The following is a 20,852-nucleotide window of genomic DNA, read 5'->3' as shown; positions in this document are numbered from 1 at the left end:
TGCCCGCCCGCCTCGACTCCGCCGCCGATGTGCCGGTGCGGGCGGCGCACGCGACCATGGGGAAATGGAGCCGGCGTCACTGGGAGACATCAGCATCCCCGGAAGGGTCGCATCCGCCGGAGAGGGCATCGGCCTGGACGAGCTGGCCCTCGCGGCCCGCAACCACGGGCTGCCCCTGGAGGCCCTGCGCTACGAGGTCACCCCGGCCGGGCTGCACTACGTACTCGTCCACTACGACATCCCCGCCGCCGACGAGGCCACCTGGCAGCTCACCGTCCGTGGCCGGGTCCGCACGCCCATGGTCCTGGACATGGCCGCCCTGCGCGCGCTCCCCGCGGTGACGCACCGGGTCACCATGGAGTGCGCGGGCAACGGTCGGGCGCGGCTGTCCCCGCGGCCCGTGAGCCAGCCCTGGCTGGTGGAGGCCGTGGGTACCGCCGACTGGACGGGAGTGCCGTTGCGTGCGGTGCTCGCGGAGGCGGGAGTGGAGCCGGATGCCGTCGAAGCCGTCTTCACGGGCGCCGACCACGGCGTGGAGCGCGGTGTCGAGCAGGACTACCAGCGCAGCCTCCCCCTGCCGATCGCCACGGGCGCGGACCCGGAAGTGCTGCTCGCCTACGCGATGAACGGCCGGCCCCTGCCCCCGCAGCACGGGTACCCGCTGCGCCTCGTCGTGCCCGGCTGGTACGGCATGGCACACGTGAAATGGCTCCGGGACATCACCCTGACCGACGCCCCGTTCACCGGCTTCCAGCAGGCCGTTGCCTACCGTCTGCGGCAGACGCCCGACGAGCCCGGCGAACCGGTCACCAGGATCGCGCCGCGGGCCCTGATGGTCCCGCCCGGCTTCCCCGACTTCATGTCGCGCACCCGCGTCGTGCACCCGGGACCCGTGGTGCTGGAGGGGCGAGCCTGGTCGGGTTACGGGCCGGTCGCGCGGGTCCAGGTCAGCGCCGATGGGGGTCGCACCTGGGCGGCAGCCGAGGTGGCGCCGAGGGCGCGGCGCACGTGGGCATGGCAGGCATGGCACTGCGACTGGACGGCCACCCCCGGGACGCACGTCCTCGTCGCGCGCGCCACGGATGCGCAGGGACGCACCCAACCCCTCGAACAACCTTGGAACCGCGGGGGTTTCGCCAACAACCTCGTCCAGCACGTTCGGGTCCTGTGTTGCTGATCACGGCCGCTCCGCGTCCGCCGGCCGCAAGCCGTGCCGGGCCGCCGGACGGTCCGGAGGCGTCGGCTCGGGACTGCCGGGGGTCCGGGCCTGTACGCAGGAGGCCGTCCGGAGGAATGAGTACGCCGTGGCGTCGGGATGGACCGAGGACGGAGGGCGGACCAGCGCGCGAGGGTGTCACGTCGTCGCGCTGCGCGCCTGCCGCTGAGCCCGGCTCCAGCGCCAGGTCCGTACGATCAGGACCGCGGCCGAGGCTGCGAACAGTGCCGCGGTGATGAGCAGCCAGCGTCCGAGGAACCCGTCCGCTGGGAGGGCGGTCGCGGCCGTGTAGTGCTCGACGCGGCGGAGGACCAGCGGCCACCAGACGAGTAGCAGGACTCCGGAGACGAACGCGGGTACGCGGACGTAGTTCACGCTCACCCGTGGCACGGGCGGTGTGGGGCCGGGTCCCCGCGTGAACAGCGCCTGTACCGCGCGGTCGGTCAGCGAGTACAGCGGGAGCAGGACCAGGTCGTGGAGGAGGGCGGCCCCGACGAACCACACGGCGACCCCCAGGGTGTCCCCTTGGAGCAGGCGCAGACCGGCGTACACGGCAAGGGCGAAGGAGGCCAGTACGAGGAGCAGGTGCACGGGGGAGGCGCCGTAGCGGCGCCGGAAGGCGGTCGGGGCGCTCATGCGGGCTCGCCGAAGGTGAGGCGGGTGACCCATTTGGTGTTGTGGACCCCGGGAGCCCCCGCGACGATGGCCCGCGCCGGGTAGCCGTGGTCGGCGGAGAGGGTCGCCCCGTTGACGCGGACGGCCAGCAAGGAGCGGCCGTCACGGACCTGATGGTCGCTGAGTGCGGCGGAGCTGAACGATCCGCCGCGCTGCACCGACTCGACGAGCGCCTCGGGCGTGTTCACACCGAGTCCGACGAGTGCGGCCAGATCGGTGAGGCGGACCCCGCCCCACCGCTGGTCGGGCGTCGACCAGCCCTCCACGCAGGCGATGGGCAGAGCCGACTCGTGCTGCGGCATGGCCAGGAGCTGCTCGTACGTCAGGTCGACCTGGCGCCCGGGGCCGCGTACGGTCAGCCGCCACGCGGGACCGACGTCGCTGGGCCGGATGCCGACCGAGGCGGCGGTCTTGTTGATCTGGAAGCCGTTCGGGCCGGAACCAGGGTCCCGGCCGTGCGGGGCCAGCAGGGCGGTGCGTCGCCACCATCCGCCGAGGCTCTGCCCCGCCGTGACGACCAGCAGTGCGACCGACCCGAGCCCCACCATGGCCAGGGCACCCCGGCGGGAGATGGTCGGCGCCGCGGGGCGCGGCGAGACGAGCCCGACCGCTTCCTCGGTACCCGCCGCGGGCTCCCCGGGCCGTGCCCGTACGGCTCTCAAGGCCCTCGGGAGTCGAAAGGCCACGTGGACGACGAAGGCGCCGATGAACACCCAGGCTCCGTAGAAGTGCAGGGTGTAGAAGGAACCGGGGAAGACGTAGTGGAGCTGGACGTTGAGGATTCCGGTGGCGAACTCGAAGCCGGCGCCGCCGACCAGCAGGAGCAGCGACAGCCGCTCCAGGGCGTGGCCGACCGAGCGGACCGGTGGCCACTCGAACAGCTTCGGGATGACCGACCACAGCTTCGCCAGCAGGACGGGCACGAGGACGATCCCCAGCGTCACGTGGACGCCCTGGGTGAGGCGGTAGAGCCAGTACGGAGACGTCGGCCACGAGAACAGGTAGAAGCCGAGCCACCCCTTGTCGGGCGTCTGGTCGTTGACGGCCGCGAGATCGGGGTTGTACGCCGCGTACGACAGCAGACCCGTCACGAAGAGCACCGTGATCCCGAAGAGCAGGACCAGCCCGAACACCGCGGTCAGCCACGGACCCCGCAGGGGACTGCGCCAGAACTCCGGACGGGCCGGCCCCGGAGGCGGGCCCGCTCCCAGGGCCGGGCTCCCTGCCTCCCGCAGCCGCGCCGGCGGACCGAACCGGGCCCTCGGCGGGGCCGGCTTCCGGGCGTCGGCAGCCCGACCGGGCCGAGGCCCGGCTGCAGGAGGGGCGTCAGTCTTCTCCGACTCCTTGCCCGCGGACGGTGGAACGTCGTCCGGCCGGCCTTGCCCGATGCCACTCGCGCCCATCGGGCACCTCCAACGACCGCCGCTTTACGCTCTTTCTTCCTGTTTCGCCAGCTAGAAGAACATGCCGCACCGATGCCGCGCCTGCTCCGGTGACACGCCAAGCGGGTGGAATCCCCGCCGAGCACTCACGCGGCGAGTCCGCGGTCGGCGCGAACGGCGTCCAGGCCGTCACCGCTCCCGGGGTGGAGAATCCGTACGGAGTCTCCGCCCCGGGAGCGGAGGTCAGACGGCTTCGGTGGGGAGGCCGGCCTCGACCCAGTCCTGAATGCCCTCGCGGTACTTGCGGACGTCGGTGTAGCCGAGGGCGCTGAGCCGATCGGCGACCTGTCCGCTGTTGGGGCAGGCGGGGTTGGAGCAGTAGGTGACGATCGCGGCGTCGTGGTCGGGGAGCAGGCCGGGCGCCCGGGTGTCGACGTCGGCCGGGATCAGAGCGAGGGCGCCGGGCAGGTGCTGCTGGGCGTAGTACTCGCCGCCGAGCGTGTCGACGACGGTCACGGTGCCGGCCTCGATCGCTGCTGCCAGCTCGTCGCGGGTGATGAGTGCGGTCATGCCACTGCCTCCATGGGAATCGGACTACAGTCCTGTTATGACTCACGACGATAACGGACTGCGGTCCGGTTCTGCAATGCCGTTGGAACTGCTGCATACGCCGCCGCCCAAGGAGCGTGCGGACGCGGCCCGAAACCGGGCCGCGGTGCTGGAGGCGGCCGCCAGGCTGTTCGCCGAACACGGCGTCGAGGCGGTGTCGATGGATCAGGTCGCCGCGGCCGCCGGGGTCGGCAAGGGAACCCTGTTCCGCCGGTTCGGTGACAAGTCGGGGCTGGCGGTCGCCCTGCTGGACGCCCGCGAGCGCGTGCTGCAGGAGGCGGTCCTGCACGGGCCGCCCCCACTCGGCCCGGGGGCCCCGGCCGACGAGCGCCTGGCCGCATTCCTCAACGCCTACCTCGACTACCTGCTCGAGCACCTGGCGCTGGTCCGGATGTCCGAGACCGCCAGCCCCGGAGCCCGATACAGGATCGGGGCGTACCGGTTCTGGCACCGCCATGTGGCGATCCTCCTGGCCACCGCCCCCGACCCCGATCAGGCCGCCCACGCCCTGCTTGCCGGCCTGGCTGCCGATCACGTCGCCGCACTCCTGCCGGAACTCGGTGAACAGCGGATGCGCAGCGGCCTGCTCCGCCTCGCCCACCGCGCGTCGTGAGGAACCCGTCTGTCGGCGTACAACCCCCGCTGGCTCCGGCAAGGAGTGTCAGCGGGGCAGGGCATGATCCGGTGAATGGGCTACACACGGTGGACTTCGGATCGCATGTTCGTCTCGTACTGCCAGTACTACCTGCAGGGCGACGACTTCCTCACTGTCTACGAGGACGCCGACACGGTCGGGCGGATCTTTGAGGGCAACAGCCTGGCGGCCGGAGGCCCGGAACACCTCACGGTGTTCGCCGGCACGCACACCGGCTGGATCCGCCTCACCACCGAGCAGTGCGCGGAGGAACCTCCTCCGCCGGGGCTGGAGTGGGAGACCGCAGTGGACGTGAGCATCTACAGCACGAGCGGAACCCTGCGACTGTTCCGGTGGGGTGGTGATGTGGAGGATGAGGCGGGGAACTTCGCGACCGCCGGCGAGGGCTGGTATCGCGTCCGGGTTCAGGCACGCGGACGAGACGAGGGCGAGGGGCATGAGGGCGACGACCCGGTCGAGGAACACTCCTTGAGCGTGTGGCCGGCGCCCCCGCAGCCCGACGTCGTCCACCGTGCCGACGATGCCTTCGCCCGCGCTCACCATGACCCCGCGCGGCCCCCGGCAGAGCCGATTCAACCGTGAGCGCGTTCGCCTGCGGGCTGCTGATGTGCATGGGCTGGTGAGCGTGGGCGACCGCGTGCCGGTCTTTGCGATCGCCGCCCTGAGCGCGCCGGGCCGAGGGTCGGGTCCCGCCCAACCGGTCAGGGCCGGTGTCGCCGACAACCGACGATGACGTACGGCCGTTCAGGGGCGAAGCGGGCCGCGGCCCCCCCTGGCTGCCGGCGGGCACCAGTGGCGGTGATGCGGATTTTGAAGGACGCCTCGTTGCTGGCGTGGGGGGCGAGTGGATACGGAACCGCTCCGGAGCCGCTACCCGGCAGCCACAACCTGGCCGGACGTGACCTGGGGAGGTTCGGGCAGCAGCGACGCGAGGTTGTCCCGTACGAAGTCAGCGGCCCTCCTGACCGACTCTTCGGCCCCTCCTTGGTCTTCGAAGACGCTGGTGGAGAGCATCACTCCACCGCCCGCATCAACCCAGTAGTAGGCCACGAATCCGGGCACTTGGCGGAGGAGGGGTACGAACCCCTCTTCCACCCGGCGCCCTGCCTCGGCAGGATCAGTCACCCCTTCGTACCGCCGAACCACTGCGTACACGGCTGATCTCCTCATGGATCCCAAGGGCACCTCGTGCGAAACGATCTACCCCCACCGTGCGTCGCCGGCTCGCGGGAGATCCGGAAGGCACTCGGATAGCCGCATCGGTGTTCCAAGATGCGGCCACTGAATGCCAAGGCAGGGCGGGCGACCGAAGCCACCCGAAGGCGTGTCGGCGAACGACCAGGTGAGCGAGTTCATGGGGGCCTTCTTCGCATCGCTCACCAGACCTCCCCACTCGCTTGAGAACCGGAGCGAGTGGGGGAGTGGTGGGTGGTCGCTTGGGCGGGGTGCCAGCTGTGCGTTGTCGGCGGCGGTGCTGGCGCTGTGTGTCAGCGCGCTGCGGCGACCGAGTCGATGGTGCCCTGCCAGGTCCTGCGGTATCCCTCGCGGAGAGGGCCGCCGACGAGGTCGAGCACCTTCAACGCCGCGCTGATCAGTGCTGCGGGGTCGCCTGACGAGCACAGATGGCGGTGACCTTCGAGGAGGGCGGCACCGCGCTGGGGGTCGGCTTCCAACAGGCGGCGGGGCAACCACTTTCCGCCGCCGATCCACGCGTGATGGTGGTCGCACAGCAGATCGGCGGCGGCATTGACCACGTACCCGGCCACGGCCAGACGCTCGACGGGGTCACCGGCGTCAGCGAGGTCGTCCAGGGCGTCCGTCAGACCGTAGCGTTTCGTATCGACGGTCTCCGGTTCCAGTGCAGGCGGGCCTTCACGAAGATCTGCCTCGGCGAGGGCGCGAGCGCGGCCGGCCTCGCCATGGGAATCGACCAGAACGAGACCGGAGGCGTACATGTTCTGGAGGACCGCCCGCCGTGCGGCGACGTCCGCAGCGAAGAGCTCCAGCAGTCCGGTACGGGTGTGGACGAAGAGTTCAACGACGCGTTCCTCGAACCGGATCGTTTCCCGGCAGGTCACGCCGCCGTCCTCGACGAGCACCGCGATGTCGAGGTCACTGCTGGCAGTGGCGCGTCCGGTGGTCGTGGAGCCGGCGAGGACCACGGAGAGCGCATCGGGAAAGCGGCTGCGGACGAGACGTCGCGCCTGGTCGATGGGGTCTACATGCATGAGGGGCAGAGTGCCAGGATCCTTGACCGGAGGCGAGTCGATTCCGTACGCCGTGGATCTGGCGGCCGATCCGGTGCTCCGAGACGGTCGACGTGTCGTCCTCGGCGCGGAGACGGCGGCCGGGCGAGCGTGTACTGGTCTGACGGTTCGGTCACCGGCAGTATCCCGCGTGCAGGAACTCGCGTTGGCCCGGTGTCCCGAGGTCCAGGGGGATGCCGACATGGCTCGGCAGAGCGGTGAAGAGGGCGTTCGGCACGATGAACTCGCGTCCGGTGTACCTCTCCCGCACGCTCTGCCGGTCGGCGGGCCGGCACACGAACGGGTTGGCGTACGTGTTGTAGCCCAGCCCCACACCGGTGTTGAGGAACCCGGTGTCCTGGCACTGGAACAGCGCGCCCCGCAGCGCCGAGGCGTCCCGGTCGCCCCGATAGCGCGTCCGGAAGTTCGCGAAGCACGTCGAGGAGTCGGCGCCGTCGTACGGGGACGGGCCGGCGGCGGCCAGCGCTGCGAGGAAGGAGCGGTTGCAGCCGATCTCCGCCGAAGGGGCCTCGCCCGCGAGCAGCGCGTCACGACGGCAGCCGGTGACGTCCTCGAACGCCCCGACGACGTCCTTGTCCCGGTCCAGCCGGGAGTACGCGAAGACCAGGTCGCGCTGAGCCCCGAGCGGGTACGCCCCCGTCGTGCCGAACTCCTCGTCGAGCAGCCGGAACCAGGTCTCGAAGGCCGGCACCTGCGCGCGGACGCCGGCCGGCAGCGTGTAGACCTCCAGATCGGTCGGCGTCGTCCAGCCGTCCAGTCCCGGGTAGCCGACGTAGGACAGGACCCCGATCCCGACCTTGGCCGGCTGGTCGCCGTACCGTGCCCGCAGTTTCAGATACTGCTCGAGGTTGGTGCTGGAGCCGGCCCAGGCGTAGCGGAAGCCACTCGGGTAGAGGGACGTCTCGCCCCGGGCGTGCGTGGTGCCGAAGAGGGAGGGTGCCACGCACCGGACCTCGCGTGCCTCCCATGCGGCCCGGTACTCGGCCGGTGTGGAGACGCACGGCCCGCCGGGGTCGCTCGCGCCGTCGCGGGAGAGCGGGAACGCGCTCGGCGCGCCCAGGAGGAGCAGCCCCGCGACGAGGGCGGCCAGCCCACGGACGTGCTTTCCGAGAGATCGTTGTCTCTTCATGGGGCACAGTCTCGAAACCCGCGCCCGGCTCCGCGAGCCAACTGCTCCACCCGGCCCAGCCCCTCCGGGCCCGCACTGCGCCTGCCCGGCCGATCGACCCCGCGGAGGTGGGCGCGGAAGGTCCGGGACGAGCGGCCCTTGTCCGCGATGGCCGGCTCGAGGTTGTTCGGGCCGTCGGTGGTCAGGGGTTCCGGGCATGCAGGGCGTGCGAGAGCGCACTCGTGCTGATGTCGATGACCGTACGGAGCTGCTCCTGGCTCGCCCCGGCCTTGCTCATCACGGCCAGCGACTGGTTGACCGCCGTCATGTGGAGCGCGAAGCCGTCGGCATCGCCTTCGGCCAACTGCGCGGCGTTCAAGGCGGTCCGCAGCCGCGCACGCTGAAGGTCCAGAGCTTCGATCGCGCGCGCCGCGATGGTGGGGCTGAGCGCCGGTGCCGCCATCGCGGTCTGGGCGATCAGGCATCCATCAGGTACGTCAGGGTCGGCGATGCGCTCCAGGGTGACTTCGAAGAACGCCCTCACCGCCTGGAGCGGGTCCTCGGACGCACGTGAAAGCGCCTGGTCGTACCTGCTTCCGTACCGCGCGGCGTAGCGGTCCAGGCAACTCAGGTAGAGCGAGTCTTTGTCGCCGAACGAAGAGTAGATGGAACTGCGGTTCAGCCCGGTCGCTCTGGAGAGGTCGTCGAGAGACGTGTCGGCGAATCCGGCCCGCCAGAACTGGACCATCGCCGCGTCGAGCGCGATGCCCACGTCGAACTGCTTCTTCCCGGCCATCACGCATGCACCTCGTTCTCGTACCAGCCGTTGTGGCCCCACCCATCCTATCTTGAACTGATCAGTTCAAGATGCAGTAGGCTCACGACATGACCGACGACGCCATGGCTCCGGACCGCTCCTGCGAACAGAACCCGGTCCCCGGGCTGCCTCTGTACGACCTCGCGGGTTTCACTCACCGCTGGGCCGACGCGGAAGGAATCCGACTCCATGCCGTGGAGGGCGGCCGGCCGGACGGTCCCACCGTCGTCCTGCTCGCCGGATTCCCGCAGACCTGGTGGGCTTGGCGAAAGGTGATGCCAGGACTTGCCGAGCGATTCCGCGTGATCGCGATCGACCTGCCGGGGCAGGGCCACTCCGACCGCCCTCAAGGGGGCTACGACACGCACACCGTCGCTTCGCGTGTCCAGGCCGCGCTGGCGGCCCTCAACGTGCCGAAGTGCTGGCTCGTCGCCCACGACGTCGGGGCCTGGGTCGCCTTCTCGCTGGCCCTGAAGTACGAAGAGCGCCTGCATGGTCTCGCTCTGCTCGACGCCGGCATTCCCGGAATCACCCTCCCGGACTCCTTCCCGACGGACCCCGACCGGGCCTGGAAGACCTGGCACTTCGCCTTCCACCTGGTGCCCGAACTGCCCGAGACTCTGCTCACCGGCCGCGAACGTGACTACGTCGGCTGGTTCTTGAAGGTCAAAGCGCTGTCCCCGGACACCTTCGACGGTGCCGAGATCGACCATTACGCAGCCGCCATCGCGGCCGACGGCGGACTTTCGGCGTCACTCGCCTACTACCGCGATGCCGCGGAGTCGGCGCGCAAGAATCATGACGCCCTCGAACGGGGTCACTTGGCCCTCCCGGTCCTGGGAGTCTCCAGCTCGCACGGCTCGATCCCCGACATGGCCGCCTCCATCAGCCCGTGGGCAGGGAACGTGACCGGCGTGGTCATCCCGCAAGCCGGATACTTCATCCCCGACGAGCAGCCCGACGCAACTGTGGACGTGTTGAGGGCGTTCATCGAGCACGAGCGTGTCGAGTAGTCCGCGCGCCGGTCAGTTCGTGACGTCGGCGAGATCGGCACTGCTGCCATCACCGCCGACGCGGCGAAGGGCCTTGGCGGTCCTCCGCCACGGGCAGGCACTCGGCGAGCAGGTCGACGACGTCGCGCCAGGCCCGCCGTGCGTGCCGTGGGTGGTAGCCGACACCGGGGACCGTGGGGTGGCCGACCGGCGGGTGGTGGAAGGCGTGCAAGGCGCCGCCGTAGACCGTGAGGCGCCAGTCGACGCCCGCGGCCTGCATCTCGGCGGTGAACGCGTTCCGTTGCGCGGGCGCCATGATCGGGTCTTCCGACCCGACCCCGGCCCACACCGGGCATTGAATGCGCGCCGCCTCGCCCTGCCGGCCCGTGGTGGTTGCGTTGACCGTCCCGATCGCGCGCAGGTGGACGCCGCCGCGCCCGAGCTCCAGCGCGATGGCGCCTCCGGTGCCGTATCCGACGGCGGCGATCCGGTCGGGGTCGGTCCGTGGTTCGGTGCGCAGCACGTCGAGCGCGGCGTGGCCGATGCCTCGCATCCGGTCGGGATCGGCGAGCAGCGGCAGGCAGCGGGCCAGCATCTCCTCGGGGTCGCCCAGGTAGCGCCCGCCGTGAAGGTCGAAGGCCAGAGCGATGTATCCCAGCTCGGCGAGAGCATCGGCCCGGCGGCGCTCGACGTCGCTGAGCCCCATGCCCTCTGGTCCGAGCAGTACCGCGGGCCGGCGGTCGACGCCGGCCGGGAGTGCGAGGTGCCCGATCATCGTCAGACCGTCGGCCGGATACTCGACGGTACGCGTCGTCATCGTCGTCATGGGACTGGACTGTAGTGATCGTCGTGCCCGGTCCGGCCGGTGTTCTGCCACTGGCAGAACAGCGCGGGGCGTCCCTCTGGAATACGGCCGCGACCCGGATCCATAAACTATGAATATAAAAATGCTATGCTTCTGGCGTGAGTCGCCACGACACCGCGCCAGGCGCGTCCGCCGCCATCGGAGCAGTCCTCTACGGCCTGGCCACCAGGGCCGTGAGACGCCTGCCCCGGGACATGAGCCTGACGTCCGCCGCCACCCTGGCCACCCTGGACCGGACCGGCCCGCGGCGCATCACCGATCTGGCCGCGGTCGAGGGCGTCACCCAGCCCGCGATGACCGCCCTGGTCCGGGTGATGGAGGAGTCCGGCCTGGTCGAGCGGCGGGGCGACGCGTCCGACAAGCGGGTCACGCTGGTGTGCCTGACCGAGGCCGGCGCCTCCTATGTCCGGACGCGGCGCCAGGCGGGCGTCCACGCGTTCGAGCAGTTGATCGGCGAGCTCACCGGCGATGAGGTCGAGGCGCTGGTGGCGGCCCTTCCGGCGCTGAAGCATCTGGCAGAGCTCGAAAGCCAGGACCGCGAAGGGCCGAAGCAGTGACCGGGCAGCCGGCCGGCGGGGTCGCGGCGGAGACGTTCCCGGCGGCGCGTTCCGAGGTGCGCCTGCTGGTCCCCGCCCTGATGTTCATCGCTCTGGTCGTGGCGGCGGTCGCCAGCCTCGGGACGCCGCTCATCACCAGCGTGGCGACCTCGTTCCACGTCTCGCTCGGCAGCGCGCAATGGACGCTGACCATCGCGCTGCTCAGTGGCGCCGTCGCCACGCCGGTCCTGGGCCGGCTCGGAGCCGGCCCGCACCGGCGGGCCACGATCCTCGCCACGCTGGCGGTCGTCGTCGCCGGCAGCGCGCTCACCGTGCTGCCCCTGCCGTTCGCCTGGCTGCTGGCCGGCAGGGCGGCCCAGGGAGTAGGGCTCGGGCTGACGGCGCTGATGATGGGCGTCGCCCGGGACCACCTCCCCGAGGAGCGCAGCGCGGGCGTGATCGCCCTGATCTCGGTGGTCTCGATCATCGGGGCCGGAGTCGGCTACCCGCTGGCCGCGCTGCTCGCCGAGCTCGGCGGGGTACGGGCCGCCTACGGCCTCGGCCTGGTCGTCACCGCCGCCGCCCTCCTGGCCGCGTGGCGCTCCATGCCCGAAGCCCCCGAAGGCCGCTCCGCCCGCGTGGACGTGGCAGGCGCGGTCGTCCTGGCCACTGCGCTGCTCCTGGTGCTGTTCCTCGCCGGCGAACGGAACCTGTGGAGCCGGCACCTCGCCGTGGCGGTGGGCCTCGCCGTCGTCGCGGTGGTGCTGCTCTTCGTCTGGGTCGTCATCGAGCTGCGCAGCAGGACGCCCCTGGTCGACGTGCGGGCGGTGCGGCACCCCGCGGTCGCCGGGGCGAACCTCGCCATGTTCGTCGGCGGGATCGGCATGTACCTCCTGCTCACGCTCATCACCCGGTACGCGCAGACGCCGCACGGCGCCGGCTACGGCTTCGGGCTGACGACCTTCGTCGCCGGGCTGGTCCTCATCCCGTTCTCGGTGCTGGGGTTCGTCGCCGGCAAGCTCACGCCGCGGGTCCGGACGCGGATCGCCGACCCGCTGCTCCTGGCCGGCAGCGCCGTCGTGGTCGGCGGCGGGTTCGCCCTGTTCGCGGCGGCCCGGTCGGACGTGGCCCAACTGTTCGCGGCGATGGGCGTGCTCGGCTTCGGCGTCGGCGGCTTCTCGGCCGCGATGCCCGGCGTCATCCTGGCCGTCACCCCCAAGAGCGAGACGTCGAGCGCCATGAGCTTCAACTACGTCGTCCGCAGCGTCGGGTACTCCCTGGGCAGCGCCATCGGCGGCCTGATCCTCGCCGCGGGCACCGGCCCCGGCCAGCTCTTCCCCGACGACAGCGCCTACACCACCGCGGCGCTGGTCGGCATCGGCGCCATGGCGATCACGACGCTGACGAGCCTCGCTCTCGCCCGCCGACGCTCGTCCGAGACCAACCCGTAAGTCAGATGCACTCATCCCGACACTGGAGGTTCCATGCCCAAGGGCTACTGGGTCAGCGTCTACCGCACCATTTCAGACCCTGAGAAGCTGGCTGCTTACAACAAGCTGGCCGGTCCGGCCGTCCAGGCCGGGGGCGGGCGGCTCCTCGCCCGCGACGGCCGGGTCGTCGCCTATGACGCCGGACTTGCCGAGCGCACCATCCTGATCGAGTTCGACAGCTTCGAGCAGGCCGTCGCGGCGCGTGAGAGTGCGGCCTATCAGGAGGCGCTGGCCGCCCTCTCCGACGGCGTCGAGCGCGACTTCCGCATCGTCGAAGGCATCGACTGACCGAGGTCCGGCCGGATCTTCACCGAAGATCCACCGCCTTCGTCTTCACCGGTACGGCGGCGAGGGCGTCCCTCGAAGCCCGCGCTGCTCGACGGGTACCGCTGTCCGGCATCCGTCGTCGGCCGGCGTGTTGGTCTACGGCGCCGGCTCGTTGCGCAGGCGGGCCGCTTCGTGGTGGCGTCCGAGCTGGTGGTAGGTGGCGGCGAGGTTGACGCGGGCGAGGAGGGTGTCTGGGTGGTCGGTGCCGAGAAGACGTTCACGGTCTGCGTGGACGGCTTCGTGGAGGCCGAGTGCGTCGTGGTGGCGCCCGAGGTTGCTGTAGGTGACCGCGAGGTTGGCGCGGGCGAGGAGGGTGTCTGGGTGGTCGGTGCCGAGAAGGCGTCCGCAGTCGGCGTGTACGGCTTCCAGGAGAGTGACCGCCTCGTGGTGGCGCCCGAGCCGGTGGTAGGTGGCGGCGAGGTTGGCGCGGGCGAGGAGGGTGTCTGGGTGGTCGGTGCCGAGAAGACGTTCGCAGTCGGCGTGTACGGCTTCCAGGAGGCCGAGTGCGTCGTGGTGGCGCCCCAGGTTGCTGTAGGTGACCGCGAGGTTGGCGCGGGCGCCGATGGTGTCGGGGTGGTCGGTACCGAGGAGGCGTTCGCAGTCTGCCTGGACGGCTTCTTGGAGGGTGAGTGCGTCGTCGTCGCGCCCCAGCTGGTGGTAGGTGACGGCGAGGTTGGCGCGGGCGCTGATGGTGTCGGGGTGGTCGGTTCCGAGGAGGCGTTCGCGGTCTGCCTGGACGGCTTCTTGGAGGCCGAGTGCCTCGTGGTGGCGCCCGAGCCGGTGGTAGGTGGCGGCGAGGTTGGCACGCGCGTGGAGGGTGTTGGGGTGGTCGGGCCCCAGAAGGCGTTCGGAGTCGGTGCAAACGGCTTCTTCGAGGGTGAGCGCGTCGTGGTGGCGCCCGAGGTTGCGGTATGTGTCGGCAAGGTTGGCGCGGGCCTGGAGGGCGTTGGGGTGGTCGGGCCCGACGAGGCGTTCGCAGTCGGCGTGTACGGCTTCCTGGAGCGAGAGTGCGTCGTGGTGGCGTCCGAGCCGGTGGTAGGTGACGGCGAGGTTGGTGCGGGTGCTGATGGTGTCGGGGTGGTCGGGACCGAGGAGGCGTTCGCAGCCGGCGCGTACGGCTTCCAGGAGGCCGAGTGCGTCGTGGTGGCGCCCGAGGTCGCTGTAGGCGGCGGCGAGGTTGGCGCGGGCGCTGATGGTGTCGGGGTGGTCCGGCCCGAGTACTCGCACGGCCGTTTCCGTGATCGATGTCCAGTAGCCGTGGGCGTCCTGGTGCAGGCCGCCGGCTCTGAGGCTCTGTCCGTTGATGAGGATCACCGAGTGAATGCGGTCCCGCCAGAGGTGCTTCTCGGCGTTTTGGAGCAGTGCGGTGGTGTTGGCCCGCAGCGTTTGTGCGAACTCCCGCGGTAGATCGGTGGGCGGCCAGATCGCGATCAGGGCGTCGGCGGTGGTGGTGGCGAGGTCGGGCTGCCGGCTGGCGGGGGTGGTTTCGCGGACAGCGCGGCCGGTGAGGGCGTGCATCCGGATTTGACGGTGCGGGGTGTGCGGGTCGGTGGTGATCAGTGCGTACCGGCGTAGAACCCGTAGCGCGCGCACCACCTCCTCCGCCGTGGTCGCCTGCTTGGCGCCGTGGCCTCGGGCCGCGGTGAGGAGCGTGGTGACGGGTGGGGTGGTCCAGAGGGATTCCGGGTGGCCATCCGGGTCGAGGAGCGCCAGCAGCCGGACGAGGGGCGTGATGACGCCTTCGGGGCCGGCTTGTTCGGCTGCGCCCAGGGAGAGGAGCAGGGCGGCGGTGACCTGCCGTTGATAGCCCTCGGTGTCCGCCCAGTCCGGGAGGATGTCGTCCAGCTGCAGTGCTTGGTCGGCCAGGCGGGTCAGGTACCGGGCGCAGCTGAGTTCCTCGGCGAGGAGGTACGCGGCCGCGTGGCCCAGTGCGAGGGGGAGATGGCCGAGCACACGGGCGACCTCGCCTTCCCGCCCGTCCAGAAGGTGCCCTCCACCGTCACCGGCGACCCGTTCCTGGAGGTAGTCGACGGCTTCCTGAGGGGTGTAGACGTCGATTTCGATGCGGGCGCGGCCGCCGCCGGTCAGGCGCGGGTCGTGCAGGCGGGTCGTGGCCAGCGTCCAGCCGATGCCGGGCCGGGCCGGTGGCCACCACGGGCCGACGACGCCCGGGTCGGTGACGTCGTCGAGGACCACGAGCCAGGACCGGTTGGTGGTGGCCAGCCACTCCAGGAACGCCCGCGCGTCCTGCTCGGGATCCTGCCCGCTCGCGCCGAGTGCCCCGACCCGCAGGGCGGCCTGCGCGTAAAGGGCGATGACCTGTGCGTGCTCGCCGGCCGGGACCCACACCACCAACCCGGTCTCCTCGGCCACGGCTTGGTGGGCGTACTGGGCGGCGAGCTGGGACTTGCCGACCCCGCCCATCCCCGACAGCACCCCCGCTGACGCCCGCCTGGCCTGCGTCAGCACCACCGCGCCCCCCGCACGGGCGGCATCGATGCGTTCCCGGATCCCCGCGCGGGGCTGGAACGCCGATGCCGCCAGCGGCGGCGCCCCCACCAGCAGACCCGGCTGCCCCACCACCCGGCCCCCAACACCGCCCGAAGGCCCGCCCAGCGAGGCCGCGACGACCGGCCCCGGCCCGCCCGGTCCGCGGTCCTGAGCTGCTTCCGCCTGCCGCCGCAGCTCCAGCAGGCCTTCCTCGTCGAGCCGCAACGCCCGAGCCATGGCGGCCACGGTCCGCGCGCTCGGAACGTACGGCTTGTTCAGGGCGTTGCTCACCCCCGTACGTCCCAGCCCGGCCTTCCCCGCCAGCCAGGTGACCGTCTGCCCCTTCGAGGCCAGCGCGTCCGCGAACTGCGCCTGTAGCCGGGACAAGGCCGCACCGGGCTCGTCGTCAGGGTGCCGTTCCCCATCCGTGGTGCTCATGATTTCCCCCGGCCGGTGTGCACGCCATTGTTCAGCAGTGTTCATCTTCGCCCGGCCGAACCCTGTCGCACACCCGATTCGAGATGGTTGGTCCATCAACCGAAGCGTCCTTGCGAGGAGTTCGAATGTCTGCTCTGACAGTGGTGCTGTTCACGATGTGCCTGGTCTTGATCGGCGCCCTCGCCGTCGCCGCGGTGGCCGGGAAACTCGCCCGCCTCGACGGCGCCACCTACCCGGCCGCGTGCCTGCGCGCCGCCGCCGCGTTCGCGGCGTTCCTGACCCTGGCCGCTGCCGTCACCGGCGCCCTGGCCGCGGTCCTGACCTGACCTGACGGCAGCGGTCGGGGTCCGGTCTGTCGGGCGGGGCAAGAACGGTGACCGCCGGACTTTCCGGTTCCGGGTTTGGGGCGCCGGCCGGGCAGGAAGCATGGCCCGCGTGAGACGTCGCCACTCGTGCGGCGCCCCACGGCCACACGGACGCACGGCTTCAACGAACTGCTCCCTCCAGCCCGGAGTGCCGATGGACTGCACCACGTCGACCCTCGATTTCACCCAGGTCGCGAACCTGTACGCGCAACTGTCCGGAACGCTCGCGGGGTTCGCCCTGGCGGCCGTGTTCATCGTCGTCTCGCACCTGCTGGGCGGCGCCCCGCCCGCAGAACGCCGGGAAGAGGCACTGAACAAGGCGGTGCCCGTCCTGCTCTCGGCGCTCCTGGGTCTCATCCTGACCTCGCTCGCCTACTGCATCATCGCGGCCGACGGCAAGAACACCGGCCGGGCGCTGTTCGAGCACGACGTGGCGGGGCTTGCGTTCTCGGTCTCCGGAGCCATGCTGATCTACGCGGCCATCCTCCTCCTGGAGAGCGTGCTGCCGCACACCGCGGTCGACCACGGGCGCCGCCTGCTCGGCCAGTGCGCGCCCCTGCCGATGTTCGCGCTCTTGTGCAACGGGGTGTACGAGTACGGCAAGGGGTACTACAAAACGGTGCCCGGTTGGCTGGACCTCCTCATCGCGGGCCTGCTCCTCGTGCTGCTCGGGGTCTCCGTCGTCGGCTACATCGCATACGGCCGCCCCGGCCTGGACGGAGTCCGTCTGGCGGGGGACGGGGCGACGCGGGGGATCGCCGGGAGCGGGCTGGCGGTCGTCACCGTGTGCGTCCTGCTGGTGAGCTGCACGGTCGCGCTCGGCGGGAACGGCTGCCCGGTGCCCATGGGCGGCGTGGTGGCGGTCATGGTGGCCGGTTTCCTGGCGGCGGTCAGCCTCTCCGTCTGGCTGTTCCTGACCCGCCCACCGCGTCTCGTGACCCCGGCCCCCGCCCTGGTACCCGCTCCGGCTCCCGCCCCGGCCCCGGCGCCTGCCCCCACCCCTTCGGCAGATTAGTCGTGGTCCATGTGACCGCGGAGGCCGTCCTGATGGATCGGTGTTCGGTTGGTGCTGGTCAGGCAGATGCGAGTGGCCCGGGCGGTCGGCCGCCCCGCTGGGACTGTTGACCCCGATGGTCGGGCTCCGATGGTTGCCGTTGATCTTCTGCTGATCGCACGTGGACGGCTGCCGGGCACCTTTTCCGCAGCGGCCGGCCGGCCGCGTGCACAGCACCCGGAAAAGGGAATCACCGTGAACACCTCGAAGCGCCTTCGGCTCCTGGCCCTCGGCTTTGTCACCTCTGCCGTGATGGGGATCTCCGGCCCCGCGACGGCAGCCACGACGACCGCGGGCCCGCCCACCCGCGGCGGACACGAAGTGACCAACCGCTGCTACTCGGATGTCGCGCCGAGCGCCTACGACCGCATCACCCAGCACGCCCGCGACCGCATGAACGAGCGCGGGGTGACCGAGGACGACATCCAGAAGGTCGTCAGGGTCGGTGCCAGGAACGCCGCGTGCCAGCAGAACGGGAACTGGCGCTACACGCTCGGGCTTTCCAGTGGCGGCGAGCTGGTGGTCCTCGTCGGTCTCGGCGAAGGCGGCTGGAACGTCGTCACCGTCTTCTGGAAGGGCGAGTAGCAGCAGTCGGCTCCGCGATCGTCCGTGCCTCCACCGGCACGCCGCCGGTCCTGATCGGTCCCCGCTCCTGGTTCGCGCCATCGCCTCCGGAGCGGGCCGGCGGACGCGCCCGTGGCGGGGGGCGGGGGGGGCGCCCCGGGGGGGGGGGGGGCCGGGCCCCCCCACGGGGCACCGCGGGGGGGGGCGGGGGCGCGGGGGGGGGGGCGGTGGGGCCGCCGGGGGGGGGGGCGCCCACGGGCCCACGGCACGGGCTCCCGTGTGGGCGGTCAGGAGCGGTTGGCGTTCGACGGGCCGAAGAACTCGATCTCCGCGATGACGACCTGCTTGTCGGCGGAGGTCGTATGCGAGGAATCGACGGTGAAGCGGACCTTCGTGACTTCGCCGACGGGGAACGGACGCCGCTGGCCGCCCGCCCCCTGGTCCAGGGTCAGCCGGCGCGTGGTGACCTTGCCGTCCTTCCCGGTGATCGTCGCCGTGACGCGGTGCGGAAGGGCCGACTCGCCCGTCTTGTCGGCCCGCGCGGAGACGCCCGGGGTGATGATCAGGTCCAGCAACCGGGTCGGTTCGCCGAAGGTGGCCTCGATCCATTCCCCTTGACCGGACTGCGAGACGCCGGGCCCCCACCAGGTGTTGCCGCGCTTGTCGAAGACGAGCTCCGGCTGGTGGCCGGGATACGAGCGGGAGGCCGCGACCCGGTCCGGAGCGACCGGGGCCCGCTTGGCGAAGTGGTCCCGGGTGGCCTGGATACCGGCGGGCAGGTACACGAAGCCGAGGATCGCCAGGGTGACGACGACGGCGAGGGCCGTCCAGGTGCCGATGCGGTCGAAGACACGGCGCAGCCGGGGGCGGTCTCCCGCCCACGGCGTCTCGCGGTGCCGCCCGTCGAAGAGACGGCGCCACCAGGGCGCCCGTCCGGGTGCGGCGGCCTCGCCGGTCTCGGCCAGCGGCATCGCGCAGCGCACGCAGTAATGGCGGTCGGGCCGGTTCGGCGTCGCGCACCACCGGCACGGCGGGCCGCCCTCGATGCCGGGCTGCTCGCCCGGGGCACGCACGGTGGGCCGGTCGGCGTCCGGCCGGCCGGGCAGGACGGGCGCGACCGCCGCCGGCCCGGGCTGCGGAACCTCCGGGTCCGCCACGGGTACGAGGAGGGAGCGCGCCCGGTCGGACATGGTGTCGCTCAGCGCGTGCGGGGCCGGTGCGGCGGGCACGGGCGCGGTGGGCGCGGTGTCCTCGGGCGACGGCGCATCCGGGCGCACCGGATCGGGAGCAGCGGGCTGCGCGGCGTCGTCGGTCCGAGGCGGACCGGCCGACCCGGCGCCCCCCTGCCCGACCGACGGCCCCTGCCCGCCCGACGGCCCCGGACGGTCCGACTCCCCGGCCGCCCCGGCGTGTCCGGACGCCGGTCCCTGCGAACCGCCGGCGGCGGGCCTCGTGGCGGGCCCGGTGCCGCGGCCGTCGGCGCGCACCGCCCGTGCCGCACGCGCTCCGTCCGTGGTGCCCGCGGCCGTGCCGGCGCGCGCGGGCGCGCCGGCGTCCGAGCCACTCGTCGCCCGTGCCGTTTCCTGCGGGGGCCGGGGCGCGTCCACGGCGGGCCTGTGGGAGTGCGACGACGAGTCGGCCGGCCGCGCGGCGCGGGCGGCGCCCTGGTCCCAGCCGAGCACGGCGCCGCACGCGTCGTGTCGGCCGGAGTCGGCTCGGGCAGGCGGAGGGTGACGTGCAGCCGGGGGCGCGGGGCGCCGGGGAAGGGGCCCAGCGGGCGGGCGTTCCAGTCGGCGCCGCCGCTCTCGGTGATATCGGGCGCGACGCCGAAGGCGAGCCGTACCGCCTCCGCGAGGCCACGTCGGGTGCCGCGGACCCGGTGCAGTGCGACGGCGGCCGCGACGGCCGCCCGCAACCTGGGCTCGGGCTCGCCGCCGTCGGTCTCGGCGCCCACCCAGGTGCCGAGCCACCGTGCGAAGTCGCCCGGGGCCAGCGCCGGGTCGAAATAGCTGTCCAGGCAGTCCAGGACGTTGAGGATGGGCGCGAGGACCTCGTCCAGGCCGCCGACGAACCGCTGTGCCAGGTCGTCGTCGGCGAAGACGGCGGGGAGCATCGCGCCCAGCGGGAGCGAGGAGCCCAGGCCGTCGACGGAGCCCCGGTAGGGAGGGGCCGTCATCCGTCGTCCCCGATCACCCGGACGCGATGGTCGAAGGAGAAGACCAGCGAGGGCCGCTCCAGGTCGATGCGGTCGGTCGGGTCGCCGCGCCTGCCGGTGAGGGGATCGGCGGGGTGCAGGACGACCTGGTCGACGAGTTCCACCCCGGGGACCCGTTGCAGCACCGCGAACAGCTCGCCGGTCTGGACGGGGCGGCCGAAGGGCCAGCCCCGGCCGTCCGTGCCGCCGGTCAGCGGGTCGAGGTGGCGGTAGAGCGCGTCGTGCGCCTGGCGGCGCACCCGGTCGGTGTCGACGCCGCGGAACGCGTGCACCGTGGCAACGACCGTGACGCCCTGGTAGTACGGCGGGCCGACGGCCAGCCGGGTGCCGATGAGACGGCGCTCGTCGAGATACCGGGTGATCCGGCGGAGCAGGTCGTCGCCGGGCACGAGCTGCTCGAAGCGCAGCCGGCCGCCCGGATCGGGGACGGCCCGGGGGACGACGAGGACGCGGACCGCGTAGGCGCCGTGCTCGCCCTCCTCGCCCTCCAGGCAGGCGATGCGCGCGGTTTCCGGCGCGGCGCGCCGGGCGAGCTCCTCGTAGTCGCGCAGGGTGACGGCGCGGTCCTGGGCGCGCAGCGTGATCGGCGCCCGCAGCTTGGCCTCCTCCACCGTCTCGCCGTCGACACCACCGTGCGCCGCCTCGCGGTTGACGACCTCGGCCACGTACGGGACGGAGGTGCGCAGCACCTGGACGGCGCCGCGCGCCACGTTGCCGCCGCGTCCGAATGAAGTCCTCACCGGTGCAGACATGTTGCCCTCGGGAACGGTACGTTCGGGCAACCGGA

At 72.1% G+C, this 20,852-nt stretch carries 20 protein-coding genes and 2 pseudogenes; 10 read left to right on the top strand and 12 right to left on the bottom strand.

The window, feature by feature from the left end:
- Positions 1-64 precede the first annotated feature (64 nt).
- A complete protein-coding gene (locus ACFY1T_RS16860) occupies positions 65-1,177 on the top strand; it encodes a sulfite oxidase (RefSeq protein WP_390788790.1) in 1,113 nt (370 codons plus the stop codon).
- 177 nt (positions 1,178-1,354) lie between these two features.
- Here the strand turns inward: ACFY1T_RS16860 and ACFY1T_RS16855 are convergent, their stop codons facing one another.
- The 3 genes from ACFY1T_RS16855 to ACFY1T_RS16845 all read right to left on the bottom strand — a co-directional run bounded on the left by ACFY1T_RS16855 (position 1,355) and on the right by ACFY1T_RS16845 (position 3,843).
- Positions 1,355-1,852, bottom strand: coding sequence for a hypothetical protein (locus ACFY1T_RS16855; RefSeq protein ID WP_390788789.1), 498 nt, complete (start codon positions 1,850-1,852; stop codon positions 1,355-1,357).
- A complete protein-coding gene (locus ACFY1T_RS16850) occupies positions 1,849-3,126 on the bottom strand; it encodes a molybdopterin-dependent oxidoreductase (protein WP_390788886.1) in 1,278 nt (425 codons plus the stop codon). The genes ACFY1T_RS16855 and ACFY1T_RS16850 overlap by 4 nt, the downstream gene beginning before the upstream one ends.
- Positions 3,127-3,516: 390 nt before the next feature.
- The gene (locus ACFY1T_RS16845) at positions 3,517-3,843 is read right to left on the bottom strand and encodes a rhodanese-like domain-containing protein (RefSeq protein ID WP_390788788.1); all 327 of its coding nucleotides are present in this window, start codon (positions 3,841-3,843) and stop codon (positions 3,517-3,519) included.
- A 37-nt stretch (positions 3,844-3,880) separates the two neighbouring features.
- On the opposite strand from ACFY1T_RS16845, the gene ACFY1T_RS16840 reads away from it, so the two are divergent.
- Positions 3,881-4,495, top strand: a complete 615-nt coding sequence (locus tag ACFY1T_RS16840) for a TetR/AcrR family transcriptional regulator (RefSeq protein WP_390788787.1) — start codon at positions 3,881-3,883, stop codon at positions 4,493-4,495.
- Between the two features lie 105 nt (positions 4,496-4,600).
- Positions 4,601-5,119 (top strand): hypothetical protein, encoded by a 519-nt coding sequence (locus ACFY1T_RS16835; RefSeq protein ID WP_390788786.1) that lies wholly within the window; start codon positions 4,601-4,603, stop codon positions 5,117-5,119.
- Positions 5,120-5,407: 288 nt separating this feature from the next.
- On the opposite strand, the gene ACFY1T_RS16830 is transcribed toward ACFY1T_RS16835, so the two are convergent.
- The 4 genes from ACFY1T_RS16830 to ACFY1T_RS16815 all read right to left on the bottom strand — a co-directional run bounded on the left by ACFY1T_RS16830 (position 5,408) and on the right by ACFY1T_RS16815 (position 8,708).
- On the bottom strand, positions 5,408-5,692 hold the full coding sequence (locus ACFY1T_RS16830; protein ID WP_390788785.1) for a hypothetical protein: 285 nt from the start codon (positions 5,690-5,692) through the stop codon (positions 5,408-5,410).
- Between the two features lie 332 nt (positions 5,693-6,024).
- On the bottom strand, positions 6,025-6,765 hold the full coding sequence (locus ACFY1T_RS16825; protein WP_390788784.1) for a nucleotidyltransferase domain-containing protein: 741 nt from the start codon (positions 6,763-6,765) through the stop codon (positions 6,025-6,027).
- A 151-nt stretch (positions 6,766-6,916) separates the two neighbouring features.
- Complete coding sequence (locus ACFY1T_RS16820; protein ID WP_390788783.1) at positions 6,917-7,933, bottom strand: hypothetical protein; 1,017 nt, start codon at positions 7,931-7,933, stop codon at positions 6,917-6,919.
- Between the two features lie 181 nt (positions 7,934-8,114).
- The gene (locus ACFY1T_RS16815; RefSeq protein WP_390788782.1) at positions 8,115-8,708 is read right to left on the bottom strand and encodes a TetR/AcrR family transcriptional regulator; all 594 of its coding nucleotides are present in this window, start codon (positions 8,706-8,708) and stop codon (positions 8,115-8,117) included.
- A gap of 89 nt (positions 8,709-8,797) precedes the next feature.
- On the opposite strand from ACFY1T_RS16815, the gene ACFY1T_RS16810 reads away from it, so the two are divergent.
- Positions 8,798-9,742, top strand: coding sequence for an alpha/beta fold hydrolase (locus tag ACFY1T_RS16810; protein ID WP_390788781.1), 945 nt, complete (start codon positions 8,798-8,800; stop codon positions 9,740-9,742).
- Positions 9,743-9,791: 49 nt separating this feature from the next.
- On the opposite strand, the gene ACFY1T_RS16805 is transcribed toward ACFY1T_RS16810, so the two are convergent.
- The gene (locus ACFY1T_RS16805; protein WP_390788780.1) at positions 9,792-10,547 is read right to left on the bottom strand and encodes a dienelactone hydrolase family protein; all 756 of its coding nucleotides are present in this window, start codon (positions 10,545-10,547) and stop codon (positions 9,792-9,794) included.
- A gap of 233 nt (positions 10,548-10,780) precedes the next feature.
- Between ACFY1T_RS16805 and ACFY1T_RS16800 the strand changes: the two genes are divergently transcribed.
- From ACFY1T_RS16800 to ACFY1T_RS16790, 3 genes are read left to right on the top strand one after another with little or no spacing between them, the layout of a single operon-like run.
- A complete protein-coding gene (locus ACFY1T_RS16800; protein ID WP_329330938.1) occupies positions 10,781-11,143 on the top strand; it encodes a MarR family transcriptional regulator in 363 nt (120 codons plus the stop codon).
- Positions 11,140-12,573 carry an MFS transporter gene (locus ACFY1T_RS16795; RefSeq protein WP_390788779.1) on the top strand — a complete coding sequence of 478 codons (1,434 nt, stop codon included), beginning with the start codon at positions 11,140-11,142 and terminating at the stop codon, positions 12,571-12,573. The genes ACFY1T_RS16800 and ACFY1T_RS16795 overlap by 4 nt, the downstream gene beginning before the upstream one ends.
- Positions 12,574-12,606: 33 nt before the next feature.
- On the top strand, positions 12,607-12,900 hold the full coding sequence (locus ACFY1T_RS16790) for a DUF1330 domain-containing protein (protein ID WP_390788778.1): 294 nt from the start codon (positions 12,607-12,609) through the stop codon (positions 12,898-12,900).
- Between the two features lie 135 nt (positions 12,901-13,035).
- Here the strand turns inward: ACFY1T_RS16790 and ACFY1T_RS16785 are convergent, their stop codons facing one another.
- A complete protein-coding gene (locus ACFY1T_RS16785; protein WP_390788777.1) occupies positions 13,036-15,867 on the bottom strand; it encodes a tetratricopeptide repeat protein in 2,832 nt (943 codons plus the stop codon).
- Positions 15,868-15,992: 125 nt separating this feature from the next.
- Between ACFY1T_RS16785 and ACFY1T_RS16780 the strand changes: the two genes are divergently transcribed.
- The 3 genes from ACFY1T_RS16780 (at position 15,993) to ACFY1T_RS16770 (ending at position 17,871) form a co-directional block, all read left to right on the top strand.
- On the top strand, positions 15,993-16,193 hold the full coding sequence (locus tag ACFY1T_RS16780) for a hypothetical protein (RefSeq protein ID WP_390788776.1): 201 nt from the start codon (positions 15,993-15,995) through the stop codon (positions 16,191-16,193).
- A gap of 193 nt (positions 16,194-16,386) precedes the next feature.
- Complete coding sequence (locus ACFY1T_RS16775) at positions 16,387-17,247, top strand: hypothetical protein (protein ID WP_390788775.1); 861 nt, start codon at positions 16,387-16,389, stop codon at positions 17,245-17,247.
- A 129-nt stretch (positions 17,248-17,376) separates the two neighbouring features.
- A complete protein-coding gene (locus ACFY1T_RS16770) occupies positions 17,377-17,871 on the top strand; it encodes a DUF4258 domain-containing protein (protein ID WP_390788774.1) in 495 nt (164 codons plus the stop codon).
- A gap of 266 nt (positions 17,872-18,137) precedes the next feature.
- Here the strand turns inward: ACFY1T_RS16770 and ACFY1T_RS16765 are convergent, their stop codons facing one another.
- The 3 genes and pseudogenes from ACFY1T_RS16765 to ACFY1T_RS16755 all read right to left on the bottom strand — a co-directional run.
- Entirely contained in the window at positions 18,138-19,532 is a 1,395-nt protein-coding gene (locus tag ACFY1T_RS16765; protein ID WP_390788773.1) for an NADase-type glycan-binding domain-containing protein, read from the bottom strand.
- Positions 19,499-20,026, bottom strand: a pseudogene (locus ACFY1T_RS16760) (phage tail protein); the annotation flags it as partial. The gene ACFY1T_RS16765 and the pseudogene ACFY1T_RS16760, both read right to left, overlap by 34 nt.
- Positions 20,023-20,802: pseudogene (locus ACFY1T_RS16755) on the bottom strand (putative baseplate assembly protein); the annotation flags it as partial. The pseudogenes ACFY1T_RS16760 and ACFY1T_RS16755, both read right to left, overlap by 4 nt.
- Positions 20,803-20,852 lie beyond the last annotated feature (50 nt).

It is taken from the genome of Streptomyces sp. NPDC001194, assembly GCF_042896985.1.
Lineage (GTDB): Bacteria > Actinomycetota > Actinomycetes > Streptomycetales > Streptomycetaceae > Streptomyces.
Note: the sequence above shows the minus strand (reverse complement) of the source record. Positions and strands in the feature narration are given on the sequence as shown.

Coding starts and splice junctions, on each gene's coding strand:
- ACFY1T_RS16860 (WP_390788790.1), top strand. CDS start 65: ATGGAGCCGGCGTCACTGGGAGACATCAGCATCCCCGGAAGGGTCGCA.
- ACFY1T_RS16855 (WP_390788789.1), bottom strand. CDS start 1,852: ATGAGCGCCCCGACCGCCTTCCGGCGCCGCTACGGCGCCTCCCCCGTG.
- ACFY1T_RS16845 (WP_390788788.1), bottom strand. CDS start 3,843: ATGACCGCACTCATCACCCGCGACGAGCTGGCAGCAGCGATCGAGGCC.
- ACFY1T_RS16840 (WP_390788787.1), top strand. CDS start 3,881: ATGACTCACGACGATAACGGACTGCGGTCCGGTTCTGCAATGCCGTTG.
- ACFY1T_RS16835 (WP_390788786.1), top strand. CDS start 4,601: ATGTTCGTCTCGTACTGCCAGTACTACCTGCAGGGCGACGACTTCCTC.
- ACFY1T_RS16825 (WP_390788784.1), bottom strand. CDS start 6,765: ATGCATGTAGACCCCATCGACCAGGCGCGACGTCTCGTCCGCAGCCGC.
- ACFY1T_RS16820 (WP_390788783.1), bottom strand. CDS start 7,933: ATGAAGAGACAACGATCTCTCGGAAAGCACGTCCGTGGGCTGGCCGCC.
- ACFY1T_RS16815 (WP_390788782.1), bottom strand. CDS start 8,708: ATGGCCGGGAAGAAGCAGTTCGACGTGGGCATCGCGCTCGACGCGGCG.
- ACFY1T_RS16810 (WP_390788781.1), top strand. CDS start 8,798: ATGACCGACGACGCCATGGCTCCGGACCGCTCCTGCGAACAGAACCCG.
- ACFY1T_RS16805 (WP_390788780.1), bottom strand. CDS start 10,547: ATGACGACGATGACGACGCGTACCGTCGAGTATCCGGCCGACGGTCTG.
- ACFY1T_RS16800 (WP_329330938.1), top strand. CDS start 10,781: ATGAGCCTGACGTCCGCCGCCACCCTGGCCACCCTGGACCGGACCGGC.
- ACFY1T_RS16790 (WP_390788778.1), top strand. CDS start 12,607: ATGCCCAAGGGCTACTGGGTCAGCGTCTACCGCACCATTTCAGACCCT.
- ACFY1T_RS16785 (WP_390788777.1), bottom strand. CDS start 15,867: ATGAGCACCACGGATGGGGAACGGCACCCTGACGACGAGCCCGGTGCG.
- ACFY1T_RS16780 (WP_390788776.1), top strand. CDS start 15,993: ATGTCTGCTCTGACAGTGGTGCTGTTCACGATGTGCCTGGTCTTGATC.
- ACFY1T_RS16775 (WP_390788775.1), top strand. CDS start 16,387: ATGGACTGCACCACGTCGACCCTCGATTTCACCCAGGTCGCGAACCTG.
- ACFY1T_RS16770 (WP_390788774.1), top strand. CDS start 17,377: ATGGTTGCCGTTGATCTTCTGCTGATCGCACGTGGACGGCTGCCGGGC.